A 13,334-nucleotide genomic window follows, 5' to 3' on the forward strand; every position below is an offset into this window, starting at 1 on the left:
AACTTTAGCCGAGGATTAGCGGCAGTTTGTCCCCATAGCCACCTACGGGTTAATCCTTAGTAAGTTGAAACGTACATCAGAGGGCGTGGGTCCTAAGTAGTAACCGGTTTCGCACTTAAATGGTAGGAAGGAAAGGTATGATGCTCAGAGGTACAAGCAAATAGAGGAATCAAATCAATAGGGGGCTTAATTGGTACCACACAGCAGCTATGTCCGCAGCAAAAAGCGGCCCTGTGCAGGGACCCGGTTGATGCTTCAACCGGACCCTGCACAGGGCCGCTGTCAAGTCCGTTGCCCGGCTTAGCGCGCCGGGGCGAAGTCCTTGACCTGCAGCAGCAGCTTATCGATCTGCTGCAGGGTATCCGCCGAGAGCGTGGCGTCGACCGCCAAGGCGTTCTCCAGGACCTGCGCCGGCTTGCTCGCGCCAATAATGGCCGAGCTTACGCCCGGCTGGCGCAGCACCCAGGCCAAGGCCAGCTGCGACAGCTTCAGGCCTTGGCTTGCGGCCAGCTCATTCAGCTGGCCGACCACGCCCAGCACATCATCGCGCAGATAGCTGCGGATGACGCTATTCACGGCATCGTCGGCGCCGCGGGTGCCGGCCGGAGCGGCTTGGCCCGGCTTGTATTTGCCGGTGAGGATACCCTGTGCCAGTGGGGAGAACACCACCTGGCCCAGCCCTTCGCGTGCGGAGACGGCAAGCACCTCATCCTCGATATAACGCTCAAACATATTGTAGATCGGCTGGTTGGACACCAGCGGACGCAGATTCAGGCGGCGGCTGATTCCGCCGGCCTCGGAGAGCTGGGCGGCACTCCATTCGCTGACGGCCGCGTAGAGGATTTTGCCCTGGGCCGCCAGGTCGTCCAGCGCGCGCAGCGTTTCCTCCGTTGGTGTCTCCGTGTCATAACGGTGACAGAAGTAGATGTCGATGTAATCGGTGCCGAGGCGGCGCAGGCTGGCTTCGCATTGCTCCATAATATGCTTGCGCGACAAGCCGCGGTCATTCACACCTTCGCCCATCGGGAAAAACACCTTGGTGCTCAGCACATAATCCGAGCGGTTATAGGAACTGAGGGCAGCACCCATTGCTCTTTCACCTTCGCCGCGGTTGTAGGCATTAGCCGTATCGAAGAAATTGATACCGCATTCAAAAGCCTGGCGGATACAGGCATCCGCCGCCTCCTGCTCTGCCGCCGTTCCGTATGTAAGCCAGCTGCCCAGGCCGATTTCACTTACCTTAAGTCCGCTGTTGCCAAGTCTTCTGTATTTCATGTTAACGCTTCCCTTCAGAGTGGTATTTATGTTAACTTTACTGATGAATCTATCATAGCGAAAAGGATGGAGCAATACTATGTCTACTACTAAAACCGGCACAATCGTTCTATTTCAAGGGGATTCCATTACAGACGGCAACCGTGGCCGTGACGATGATCCCAATCATATCCTCGGACACAGCTATGCTTACATCATCGGCGGCAAACTGGGAAACGAGCTGGCTGAGCAGCAGCCGGTCTTCTATAACCGCGGTGTCAGCGGGGACCGGATCTCCGATCTGTACGCACGCTGGAACGAGGACGCCATCTTTCTGCGGCCCGATATCATCAGTATTCTGATTGGGGTCAACGATATTTGGAGAACGATGAAGGGTGAACCCAGCGGAGTGACCGACCGTTTCGAACGGGCGTACCGCCACGTTCTGGAAGAGACAAGCGAAGTGCTGCCGCAGACGAAGCTGGTCCTGTGCGAGCCTTTTATCCTGAATACCGGCGCTCCGGCAGAGGATTGGACGACCTGGAAACAGTGGATTACTCATCATCAGCAGGTGGTCCGCAGGCTTGCGGAGGAATTTCATGCGCTGTATGTCCCACTTCAGCAACCCTTCAATGACGCTGCCCAGCGCGCGGAGGCTGCTTATTATCTGTGGGATGGCGTTCATCCGACAGCTGCGGGGCATGACCTGATTGCCAAGGAATGGCTTAGGGCTGTAGAAGAGGGCGGCCTGTTGAAACAACTGATGTCATAAGGGGGGCGGGTCACGGTGAAACTGAATTACACAAGGCCTGCCAAGGATTGGAACGAAGCGCTGCCGATTGGAGGCGGACGTTTGGGCGCCATGCTTTTTGGAGGGGTAGAGAAGGAACGGATTCAGCTGAATGAGGATACTTTATGGTCCGGCAGCCCGCAGGAACGGAATAATGCAGAAGCTCTTGCGATGCTTCCCGAAGTGCGCCGTCTGCTGAAGGAGCAGAAATTCCTGGAAGCGGATGAACAATGCAGAGGAATGCTGAGTCCTTACGTTCAATCCTATCTGCCCTTTGGCGATCTGTATTTGCAATTTGAGCATGGCGATTACACGGACAGGTATGAACGGAGTCTTGATCTGGAGCAGGCTGTTGCAAGAGTAGAGTATACAATTGGCGGAGTGCAGTATACCCGCGAAGCCATCGCTTCCTTCCCGGGCCGGGTCCTTGTCCTTCACCTGACTGCGGATGAGCCTGGAATGTTAAGCCTGACAGTGAAGCTGGACAGCGCACTCCGCCACCGTTCAGGGGTGGAGAACGGAGAATTGATCATCCAGGGAATGGCACCGGAGAATGCAGATCCCAATTATATGAGCAAGAAGAATCCGCTGAGCTATGGAGAATGGGACAACACAGATGCCATGGGTTTCGAGGGGCGAGTGGGTGTGCGGACAGAGGGGGGGCGCATTGAATTTGCCTCCGGAGCTATACATATTATGGAGGCGACTGAGGTTACGCTCTGTTTCAGCGCGGCCACAAGCTATAACGGTTTCGATCAGGTGCCCGGCCGGGCAGGGAAGGATTACAGTGCAGCAGCCCAAGAGGACCTGCGGCAGGCGCTGAAACAATCCTATGAATCACTCCGTGCTGCGCATATCGCAGACTATCGATCTCTATACAGCCGTGTCCAGCTTTCCTTAGGAAAGCGGCAGGCACCGGAGGATATAGCAGCCGATCAATGGATCAAGCACTACGGTGCCTCCGATCCCGCACTGGTGGAGCTGCTGTTCCAGTACGGGCGGTATTTAATGATCTCCGGCTCCCGTCCAGGCACACAGCCCACCAATCTGCAGGGCATCTGGAATCAGGAGACAAGGGCACCATGGAGCAGCAACTGGACGTTGAACATCAATGCCCAGATGAATTATTGGCCTGCGGAGAGCGGCAATCTGGCGGAATGCCACGAGCCCCTGTTCAGGCTGATTGAGGAGCTGGCCCGGAACGGGCGGAAGACCGCCGAAGTACATTATGGAGCAAGGGGCTGGACTGCCCACCATAATACGGACATCTGGCGCCAGAGTTCCCCGGCAGGGGGAGAGGGTCATGGGGAGGCGGTCTGGTCACTGTGGCCGCTTGCTGGTCCATGGCTCTGCCGCCATCTGTGGGAGCATTATGAATTCGGACAGGATGAGGAATTTCTGAGAACCTGTGCTTACCCTGTAATGAAGGAGGCAGCATTGTTCTGCCTCGACTGGCTGCTTGATGACGGGAACGGAAGGCTCGTGACCTCGCCCTCCACTTCGCCCGAGCATAAATTCCGCAGCGGCGGCAGCTATGCCGGGGTCAGCACAGCCACTACGATGGACCTGATGCTGATCTGGGATCTCTTCAGTAATTGTATTGAGGCCTCTACAATTCTGGGAGAAGATACGTTATTCAGCCAGGAACTGATGGCTGCCAAGACCGCTTTATTTCCGCTGCAGATCGGACAATACGGTCAGCTGCAGGAATGGTCCGACGACTTCGAGGAAGAGGACAGACATCACCGTCATGTCTCACATCTGTACGGTGTGTATCCTGGAGTTCAGCTGACGAAACGGAATAGCCCCGAGCTGTTCCGAGCCGCCAGACAGAGTCTGGAGCGAAGGGGAGACGGAGGCACCGGCTGGAGTCTGGGCTGGAAGATCAGCCTGTGGGCCCGGTTCGGCGAAGGGACACGCGCTTTGCAGCTGCTGTCCAAACTGCTGCAGCTTGTGGAAGAGGGCAGCGCACAGGGTGGGGTCTATCCGAATCTGTTCGATGCTTGTCCGCCTTTTCAGATTGACGGAAACTTCGGGGCAACTTCCGGGATTATGGAGATGCTGCTGCAATCCCATCAAGGTTTTTTGGAGCTGCTGCCGGCACTGCCGGAGGCTTGGCCTGAAGGGTACTTCAAGGGATTGCGGGCCCGAGGCGGCTTCGAAGTAAGTCTGGCATGGAAACACGGGATTCCCGCACAAGCGCTAATCCGCTGTGCCCAAAGCGGAACGTGCAGAATAGGCAACGGGTGCTTGATTGCTGTTACTTGTGAAGGCACGGCTGTACCGTATCAACTCGCGGACGGTATCGTTTCTTTTCAGGGCAAGGCGGGGCGGGAATATGTGGTTGATTTTGCAGCGGCTGCCCTGCAGTAGAATATCCTGATCTATAACTTGGCGCTCCAGAGCATCTTTCTGATTGTAGAGAGATGCTCTATTTGTTTGTTTCCTTACAGGCTGCAAGAACCGACGTTTACTCCGCAGCAGGGTAGATTAGCGACACCTGATAGTTGCCCAGGAACTCAATCCATTCCTCCGACGGTTTCTGGTCAGTGACGATATAGTCCACTTTATCGAAGCTGAACAATTTAATAAAAGCGATCCGGTCGAACTTGGAATGGTCCACCAGCAGTATGACCTTGTTGGCCTGCTGCTGCATCAGCACCTTCAGCTCGCTCTCCCCCTCATTAGAATCACATAACCCGGCGTTCATCGACAGCGCCTTGCAGCTGAAAATGGCGACATCCACATGGTATTTCTGAATCGTCTGGGAGGCATTGCGTCCAACAAAGGAGCTGGTCTCCGGCCCCAGGATGCCGCCGGTGGAGATCAGGGTCTGTCCGGCATGCTGGAATTCGGACAACACCACAAGCGAATTGGTGATAACCGTCAGCTTGCTGCGGTGCTCAATAATCGTCCGGAGCGCTTCAAATGCCGTGGAGCTGGTGTCTGTCATTAGGCTGTCCCCGTCGTTAATCAACTCCAGCACTAGAGAGGCGATGGAACGTTTGGCCTGAATATTGACCTGATGTCTGCTTGAATACGAAGGGTCTTCATTGGTTTGGGCGTTGAGGATGGCTCCGCCGTAGTTTTTTTTGGCCAGGCCTTCTTTATCGAGCTTGTCGAGGTCGCGCCGGATCGTCTCCTCCGAGACGTTGAACTTCTGCGCCAGGTCGGCGACATGCACCTTCTTGTGCCGGTAGAGCTCATTAATAATCAGATCACGCCGTTCAAATGCTTTCATCGCTTCACTCACCCTTGATTTTGAGATATGTAAGCTTAAGTCTACACCAAACCATACAATAGTAAAACATTGAATGTGGTATTATGAGTTTCGTTAATAAAAGTATCACATAAAACCACATATTATTAGAAATATACTGTGGTTTTATGTTGACTTAAGCGTTTGCACTATTTATGATAGAAAAGAAGCAAGACTTAAGTGAAATCATTCATCAACTTGATCCCGAGGAGGAACAGCAGTGAGTGCAAATTATCCGAAGATTGGAATCCGCCCCACGATTGATGGCAGAAGAAGAGGGGTCCGCGAATCGCTGGAAGCCCAGACGATGGGCATGGCGCAGCGGGTGGCCAAGTTTCTTGAAGAGAGCTTATTTTATCCAGACGGCACCCCTGTAGAGTGTATTATCGCAGACTCCACCATTGGCGGAGTCAAGGAAGCGTCGGCTGCCGCCCAGAAGTTTAAGGCTGCCAATGTCGGCGTATCGATCACAGTGACCCCTTGCTGGTGCTATGGGTCGGAAACCATGGATATGGACGCCTCCATTCCTCATGCGGTATGGGGCTTTAATGGAACCGAACGTCCCGGAGCCGTGTACCTTGCTGCCGTTCTCTCGGCTTATGCCCAGAAGGGCATCCCGGCCTTCGGCATCTATGGTGAAGATGTTCAGGAATCAAGCAGTGAACATATTCCCGCCGATGTGCAGGCCAAGCTGCTGCAGTTCGCCAAGTCGGCGCTGGCGGCAGCCCTTATGAGAGGGAAGTCCTATCTGTCGATGGGTTCCGTATCGATGGGGATCGCCGGGTCGATCGTTAACGAACAATTCTTCCAGGATTATCTGGGCATGCGCAACGAATATATCGATATGTCAGAGTTCGTACGCCGCTTCGAAGAGGAAATTTACGATAAAGAGGAATTCGAGCGTGCACTCGCCTGGACGAAGGAGAACTGCCTCAACGGTGCAGACAATAATCCCGAACATCTGCAGCTCAGCGATGAAGCGAAGGAGCAGCAATGGGAGACCTGCGTGAAGATGGCGCTGATTGCCCGTGATCTGATGGTCGGCAATCCGAAGCTGGCCGGGCTTGGCTTCGAGGAAGAAGCCTACGGGCACCATGCGATTGTCAGCGGATTCCAGGGGCAGCGCCAATGGACCGATCATTTCCCGAACGGCGACTTCATGGAGACGATTCTTAACTCCTCCTTCGACTGGAATGGCAGACGAGCCCCTTACCTGGTGGCTACAGAGAACGACAGCATGAACGGTGTGACCATGCTGTTCAATTATTTGCTGACGAACACGGCGCAGATTTTTGCCGATGTGCGGACATTCTGGAGTCCGGCGGCTGTAGAACGGGTAACGGGCTATAAGCTGGAAGGGCAGGCCGCTAACGGACTGCTGCATCTGATCAACTCCGGTTCTGCTGCTCTGGACGGAACCGGCGAACAGCAGCTGAACGGCCAACCTGCGATCAAGCCATTCTGGGAGATCACCGACGAAGAAATGGACGCCTGCCTGAAGCAGACCCAGTTCCGCCCGGCTTCCCGGGAATATTTCCGCGGGGGCGGTTTCTCCACCGACTATTTGACCAAGGGCGGCATGCCTGTCACCATGGCACGGATGAATCTGGTCAAAGGGCTTGGACCCGTCCTGCAGCTGGTGGAAGGGTATACAGTTGAACTGCCTGAAGAAGTCCACCATACGCTTGACCAGAGAACAGATCCCACTTGGCCGACAACCTGGTTCGCACCGAAGCTGACCGATCAAGGCTCCTTCAAGTCCGTCTATGATGTGATGAACAACTGGGGAGCGAATCACGGAGCGATCAGCTACGGCCATATCGGTGCCGATCTGATCACCCTGGCTTCGATTCTGCGGATTCCGGTCAGCATGCACAATGTAGAAGAATCACGAATCTTCAGACCGCGTGTCTGGTCTTTGTTCGGCACCGAGGATCTGGAGAGCGCCGACTACAGAGCCTGCCAGAATTTCGGGCCGCTCTACTAAATCAACAGGTGAAGCAGGTGCGAGAATAATGGGCGAACCCATCAAGCTGTTAGCCATCGATCTCGGTGCAAGCTCAGGGCGTGTGATTCTGGGTAAATACGATGGCATTGTGCTGTCTGTCGAGGAGATCCACCGGTTCGATAATACACCGGTGTCCATCCTGGAGCATCTGCACTGGGATGTGCTGAGATTATTCCACGAGATGAAGACAGGAATCCGTGCAGCGGCCAGAGAACACGACCAGCTGCGGTCCTTAAGCGTGGATACTTGGGGAGTTGATTATGGTTTCATCGACGATGGAGGGCGGCTGCTCTATTCCCCGCATCATTACAGGGATCAGCGTACCGTGGCCTGCCGCTCCGAGCTGGAAGGGAGGGTGCCGCCTGCAGAACAATTCAACCGGACCGGCAACCAGCCGGCATTGATCAATACGGTCTATCAGCTGTTTGCCGATTGGCAGCAGAATCCGGCGCTTGCCGGGACGGCAGATACCCTGCTGATGATGCCTGATCTGTTCCATTATCTGTTCTCCGGCATCAAGGCGGCGGAGACTACGATCTGGAGCACCAGCGGCCTGCTGGATGCGGCGAGCGGGAAGCCGTCGGCGGAGCTGCTGGAGCGGCTGGGCCTGCCGGCTGCCCTGATTCCGCAGCAGGTGCCGGCAGGCACCGTCATTGGGCAGGTGCTGCCCGCGCTGCAGGAGGAGCTTGGCATCGGGCCGATGAAGGTGATCTCCGGAGCTTCGCATGACACCGCTTCGGCAGTAGCCTCCATTCCTTATGTGAACAAGGAAGGAGCCGCCTTCATCAGCTGCGGCACCTGGTCGCTGGTGGGAATGGAGACATCCGGGCCGGTCATTAACGACAAGGGCTACGAGTTCGGCTTCACCAACGAACGCTGCTTCGGCGGCACGAACCGGCTGCTGAAGAATATTACCGGGCTATGGATTCTACAGGAGACCGGGCGCTGCTGGCAAGAGGCAGGTGAGCCGCTTAGCCACATTGAGATGGTCCGGCTGGCCAAGGCCGCGGGTCCGGCAATGGCGCGGATTGATCCCAATGATCCATTGTTCGGCACACCCGGCGATATGCCGGAGCGGATCAGTCAATATTGCCGCTGGACGCAGCAGCAGATTCCGCAAACCAAAGGCGAGCTGATCCGTCTCATTCTGGAGAGTCTGGCATTCTCCTACAGCGACACCCTGAAGAAGCTGGAGGAGCTGACCGGAGAGCGGATTTCCGTTATTCATATGGTCGGAGGCGGGATTCAGAATGAGCTGCTCTGCCAGCTGACGGCTGATATTACCGGAAGAGAAATCATTGCCGGTCCGGTGGAAGCCAGTTCGATCGGCAATCTGATCGTTCAGCTGGTCGCACTGGGCAAACTGGACAGCGCCCGGGCAGGGGAATTGGTCACCCGGTCGTTTCCTTGCCGGAGCTATCAGCCGGCAGGCGGCATCAGCCAATAATAGAAAGATAAAGGGGAGCATACCATGGAAACATTTGAACAGGAGCTGCGCCGCCGGATTTGCGATATCGGCCGTAACTTATTCAATAAGGATTTTATTGCCGCCAACGACGGCAACATTTCGGCCAGATTGTCCGAAAGCGAGGTGCTGGCTACACCTACAGGTGTCAGCAAAGGTTATCTGGAGCCGCATATGCTGGTGAAGGTTAATCTGCAAGGTGAAATTCTGGAAGCGGCAGATGGCTATCGGCCTTCAACTGAAACAAAGATGCACCTGAAGATCTACAATGAGCTGCCCGAGATGAACGGGGTGGTGCATGCCCATCCGCCGTATGCGACTGCCTTCGCAATCAAGGGCGAAGCATTGGATAAGATGATGATGCCGGAGTCGGTTATTGCCATGGGCGATATTCCGCTGGCCGTATACGGAACACCATCTACGGACGAAATCCCGGATTCCCTGGAGCCGTTCCTGGGCAAAAAAACAGCGGTGCTGCTGGAAAGCCACGGCGCGCTGACCTGGGGCAAGGATATTATGGCCGCGTACATGAATATGGAGCGCCTGGAATACACCGCGAAGCTAACCTATATTACCCGGATGATCGGCGGGGAGCGTGAGCTGCCGCAGCACCGGATCGACGAACTGGTGGCTCTAAGATCCTTCTACGGAATGTAAGGAGGCAACACTCATGCTGAACAAGATTCCCAAGCTGCTCTCTCCCGAGCTGGTGCGGGTGCTGATGGAAATGGGGCACGGCGATGAGCTGGTGCTGGCCGACGCCAATTATCCCGGACATTCGCTGAATTCCAGAGTGATCCGGTATGATGGAACCGGGATTCCGGCGCTGCTGGATGCTATTCTGGAGCTGCTGCCGCTTGATCATTATGCCGAGCATCAGGTAGCGTTTATGTCCGTGGTCGAAGGAGATCCAACCGTACCGGTAATCTGGTCCACTTATAAGGAGCTGATTGCCAAGCATGATAAATCGGCAACGATTGACTATGAGGAGAGATTCGCCTTCTACGAGCGTTCCCGGCAGAGCCATGTGATTGTCGTGACGGGTGAGGAAGCCTTGTACGGCAATGTCATTCTCAAAAAAGGCGTCATCCAGGCATAACCTGGCTTGATCGCCATGATCCACTAGTCTAAGCTGATTACCAAACCCCTGCGCACACCGCGGGGGTTATTGTTATTTTCCGCCCGAGAACGGGCAGATTGACAAGGGATGAATGCTTATACACGTATACCCTTACGGGAATAGAATACACGGAAAACTGCGGAAGGAAGAAGGGAACAAGGGTGAGGGTGGACTTGGGTAGCGGAAAAAGAAAACACCGGGACTGTGTTGGGATTGACCGGATCTCTTATGCCGGCACCGATATGGTCCATGACTTCAATGAGCCGATCCCGCTCGCGGACAACAGCGTGGAATTCGTGATGGCAGCGCACAGTCTGCAATATGTCAGCGACAGACGGAAGGGGGTTGCCGTCGAGGGCGGGAAATTCACTGCCGGGGTGCGGTGATTTCACTATGATCTCCGGCAAGCGTTGCCCGAGCCTAGCTGCGGGTGGAAGGGATGCCCGTGCAAGAGGTGGCGGCGGCCGTTGGCTATGAGGAACGCCGTTATTTCAGCGAGATGTTCAAGAAGATCACGGGTGTGACGCCATCGGACTTCAGAGCGGGGTTCCATGCGGATACGCCGCCGAGGTGGATTACCTACGGCAGCTCCATTACCCAGTGCGTGGCGGCGTCCAGCCCCTCGCGCACCTGGCCGGCCATCGCCGCTGCGGCGGCCGGCTATAACCTGACCTGCCTCGGCTACTCCGGCAACTGCCATCTGGAGCCGATGGTCGCCCGGATGATCCGCGGGCTTCCGGCGGCGCTGATCACGCTGTGCGTCGGCGTGAATGTGTACGGCGCGGGCACGCTTAGCCCGCGCACGTTCCAGCCGGCGCTGATCGGCCTGCTGGAGACGATCCGCGAGCGGCACCGGGATACGCCGCTGCTGGTGATCTCCCCGCTCTACGGCTCCGAGCGGGAGACCGACGAGAACAAGCTGGGCTTCACCCTGCCGCTGCTGCGCAAGGAGATCGCCGCAACCGTCGCGCTGCTGCAGCAGCGCGGTGACAATCACCTCGCCTATCGCGATGGCCTGGAGTGGCTGGGGGCGGAGGACGCCGCCCTGCTGCCGGCCGGCCTGCACCCGGATGCGGCCGGCTATGAGCTGCTGGGAGCGCGGTTCATGGAGCGGATTCTGCGGCGTGGCCGTGGCCATGGCCATGGCTAACTGCATTTCTTACACTTATTTTTGATAAAAACCCGACCAAACAGACTTTAACTGTATTACGTACATCTATATTTCGCCAAAACGCTGCTTTACGGCTAAATGGGGAGATTTAGCTGTACGAAATACAGTTATATGCCTTTCCAGTGCCGAATCCGCTTATTTAACTGTACGAAATACAGTTAACCCTCGCGTACCTCGTAAGCTACCTGATCTAACTGCAACCACCTGATCTAACTGCAACCACCTGATCTAACTGCAACCACCTGATCTAACTGCAACCACCTGATCTAACTGCAACCACCTGATCTAACTGCAACCACCTGATCTAACTGCAACCACCTAATCTTACTGCAACCACTTGATCTTACTGCAACCACCTGATCTTACTGCAACCACCTAATCTTACTGCAACCACCTGATCTTACTGCAACCACCTGATCTTACTGCAACCACCTAATCTTACTGCAACCACCTGATCTTACTGCAACCACCTGATCTTACTGCAACCACCTGATCTTACTGCAACCACCTGATCTTACTGCAGCTACTTGATCTTACTGCAACCACCTAATCTTACTGCAACCACTTGATCTTACTGCAACCACCTGATCTTACTGCAACGACTTGATCTTATTGCAACCACCTGATCTTACTGCAACGACTTGATCTAACTGCAACCACCTGATCTTACTGCAACCACCTGACCTTACTGCAACGACTTGATCTAACTGCAACCACCTGATCTTACTGCAACCACCTGATCTTACTGCAACGACTTGATCTTACTGCAACCACCTGATCTTACTGCAACGACTTGATCTTACTGCAACGACTTGATCTTACTGCAACCACCTGACCTTACTGCAACGACTTGATCTTACTGTAGCTACTTGATCTTACTGCAACCACCTGATCTTACTGTAGCTACTTGATCTTACTGCAACTACTTGATCTTACTGCAACTACTTGATCTTACTGCAACCACCTGACCTTACTGTAGCTACTTAGCCTCTTCCTGACTACATCCTGCTCTCCAACTATCTAACACTCACCCCTGCCGCCAGGTTACTCCAACTAACCAATTACTTGCTCCATCTTCGCCATAACTCGCCGCTCCCCAATTAACTCAGCAACTACCTCACAATTCTGCGAACGCCCCAACTAAATAATCCTCTCCAAAATATGGTATGCTGCCCATTAGATACGCGAGAGCAGAAACCGAGTTCAGGAGGAGTAAAATGAGCAGTGTGCAGGATTTCATAACACTCGAAGCATCCTATTGTGATACCTTTACCAACCGGGAGGAGCGGCCCTGGGGGACGTTGTTCTGCAACGGGAACCAGCCGCTTCACTATGATTCCAATCATGCGCAGATCGGTGAAGCCGTGGAGCATCCGCAGTCCGTTGTTGATGAAGTCATACATTACTACCAATCGAAGAATATCATCCCCAGATTCTACCTGAACCCTATTGAAGTGCAGCAGCCTCTGCTGCTTGAGCTGAAATCAAGAGGTTTCGGCTATGAGGAATTGATCAGTCCCATCCAACTGTGGAACGGGCAAGTAGCTGCGGTTGACCCTGACCCCCGAATTACGATAGAACAAGTTACGGAAGCCAACTACCGGGAAGCACTGGAGATCGAATGCAGCATTCAGGAATTTGGCGGCAGGGAGGCGGTCGAGCAGGTCTACCGGCAACAATTCGAGGACGGCGCGTTCACCCATTATCTGCTACGCTTAGAGGGAGGAGCGTGCTGCACGGCTTGTATTTTTGCAGATGGCGAGCAAGCCCGGCTGGAGAGTGTAGCCACACTGGAAGCTTATAGAGGACAAGGCTTGGTCGGCCGGCTTATCCGATGGATTCAACAGGAGGTGTTGAACAGAGGAGTGAAGCAGCTGTGGGTTGCGCCGATTAACGAGCGTGTAGAGCGAGTCTATGAGAAGTATGGATTTCAGACCGTGGCCAGGCTGGTTCTTGGACATGCTTTTCTGGGCGGCAAAAGTATCAAGGAAATTCAGGGATGAACCCAGTATAGTGAAGATATCGTGACACTATAAAAAGCCGCCTTCGGGCGGCTTTAAAATTTATCCGTGTTCTTCACTTTGATCGATGCTACCTCCCCGCATTTCTTGCAGAACGTGAATAGAAGCGGTGAGCCGAAGGAGAATTTCTTATCGAGCGGCATCAGATTGGCGTAACCGTTACTCATGTCGCCTTGGACAAAGGTTGTGCTTCCGCAGGCTTTGCATACCAGGTTATCTTGGATCATCTTAATCACCTCATCTAAA

12 protein-coding genes are annotated in these 13,334 nt (G+C 54.6%); 9 read left to right on the plus strand and 3 right to left on the minus strand.

Features of this window, described 5'->3' with window-relative positions:
* Positions 1-300 precede the first annotated feature (300 nt).
* The gene (locus B9T62_RS03245; protein ID WP_087913948.1) at positions 301-1,275 is read right to left on the minus strand and encodes an aldo/keto reductase family protein; all 975 of its coding nucleotides are present in this window, start codon (positions 1,273-1,275) and stop codon (positions 301-303) included.
* A 79-nt stretch (positions 1,276-1,354) separates the two neighbouring features.
* Here B9T62_RS03245 and B9T62_RS03250 point away from each other — a divergent pair, with 79 nt between their 5' ends.
* Together B9T62_RS03250 and B9T62_RS03255 are read left to right on the plus strand one after the other, a co-directional pair.
* Entirely contained in the window at positions 1,355-2,026 is a 672-nt protein-coding gene (locus B9T62_RS03250) for an SGNH/GDSL hydrolase family protein (protein ID WP_087913949.1), read from the plus strand.
* A 15-nt stretch (positions 2,027-2,041) separates the two neighbouring features.
* Positions 2,042-4,417: a glycoside hydrolase family 95 protein gene (locus tag B9T62_RS03255; RefSeq protein WP_087913950.1), complete on the plus strand. Its 2,376-nt coding sequence runs from the start codon at positions 2,042-2,044 to the stop codon at positions 4,415-4,417.
* Positions 4,418-4,514: 97 nt separating this feature from the next.
* Here B9T62_RS03255 and B9T62_RS03260 read toward each other — a convergent pair whose 3' ends face one another.
* On the minus strand, positions 4,515-5,285 hold the full coding sequence (locus B9T62_RS03260) for a DeoR/GlpR family DNA-binding transcription regulator (protein ID WP_087913951.1): 771 nt from the start codon (positions 5,283-5,285) through the stop codon (positions 4,515-4,517).
* Positions 5,286-5,523: 238 nt separating this feature from the next.
* Here B9T62_RS03260 and B9T62_RS03265 point away from each other — a divergent pair, with 238 nt between their 5' ends.
* The 7 genes from B9T62_RS03265 (at position 5,524) to B9T62_RS03295 (ending at position 13,070) form a co-directional block, all read left to right on the plus strand.
* Positions 5,524-7,290 (plus strand): L-fucose isomerase, encoded by a 1,767-nt coding sequence (locus B9T62_RS03265; protein WP_087913952.1) that lies wholly within the window; start codon positions 5,524-5,526, stop codon positions 7,288-7,290.
* 28 nt (positions 7,291-7,318) lie between these two features.
* Complete coding sequence (locus B9T62_RS03270; RefSeq protein ID WP_087913953.1) at positions 7,319-8,758, plus strand: rhamnulokinase; 1,440 nt, start codon at positions 7,319-7,321, stop codon at positions 8,756-8,758.
* Between the two features lie 24 nt (positions 8,759-8,782).
* Positions 8,783-9,433: a class II aldolase/adducin family protein gene (locus tag B9T62_RS03275; protein WP_087913954.1), complete on the plus strand. Its 651-nt coding sequence runs from the start codon at positions 8,783-8,785 to the stop codon at positions 9,431-9,433.
* A 13-nt stretch (positions 9,434-9,446) separates the two neighbouring features.
* Positions 9,447-9,875, plus strand: coding sequence for an RbsD/FucU family protein (locus B9T62_RS03280; RefSeq protein ID WP_087913955.1), 429 nt, complete (start codon positions 9,447-9,449; stop codon positions 9,873-9,875).
* Positions 9,876-10,057: 182 nt separating this feature from the next.
* Positions 10,058-10,282, plus strand: coding sequence for a class I SAM-dependent methyltransferase (locus tag B9T62_RS03285; protein ID WP_087913956.1), 225 nt, complete (start codon positions 10,058-10,060; stop codon positions 10,280-10,282).
* A gap of 53 nt (positions 10,283-10,335) precedes the next feature.
* Complete coding sequence (locus tag B9T62_RS03290; RefSeq protein WP_087920106.1) at positions 10,336-11,046, plus strand: GDSL-type esterase/lipase family protein; 711 nt, start codon at positions 10,336-10,338, stop codon at positions 11,044-11,046.
* Between the two features lie 1,238 nt (positions 11,047-12,284).
* Entirely contained in the window at positions 12,285-13,070 is a 786-nt protein-coding gene (locus B9T62_RS03295; protein WP_087913957.1) for a GNAT family N-acetyltransferase, read from the plus strand.
* Positions 13,071-13,123: 53 nt separating this feature from the next.
* Here B9T62_RS03295 and B9T62_RS03300 read toward each other — a convergent pair whose 3' ends face one another.
* On the minus strand, positions 13,124-13,315 hold the full coding sequence (locus B9T62_RS03300; RefSeq protein WP_087913958.1) for a hypothetical protein: 192 nt from the start codon (positions 13,313-13,315) through the stop codon (positions 13,124-13,126).
* Positions 13,316-13,334 lie beyond the last annotated feature (19 nt).

Source organism: Paenibacillus donghaensis (genome assembly GCF_002192415.1).
Lineage (GTDB): Bacteria > Bacillota > Bacilli > Paenibacillales > Paenibacillaceae > Paenibacillus_AQ > Paenibacillus_AQ donghaensis.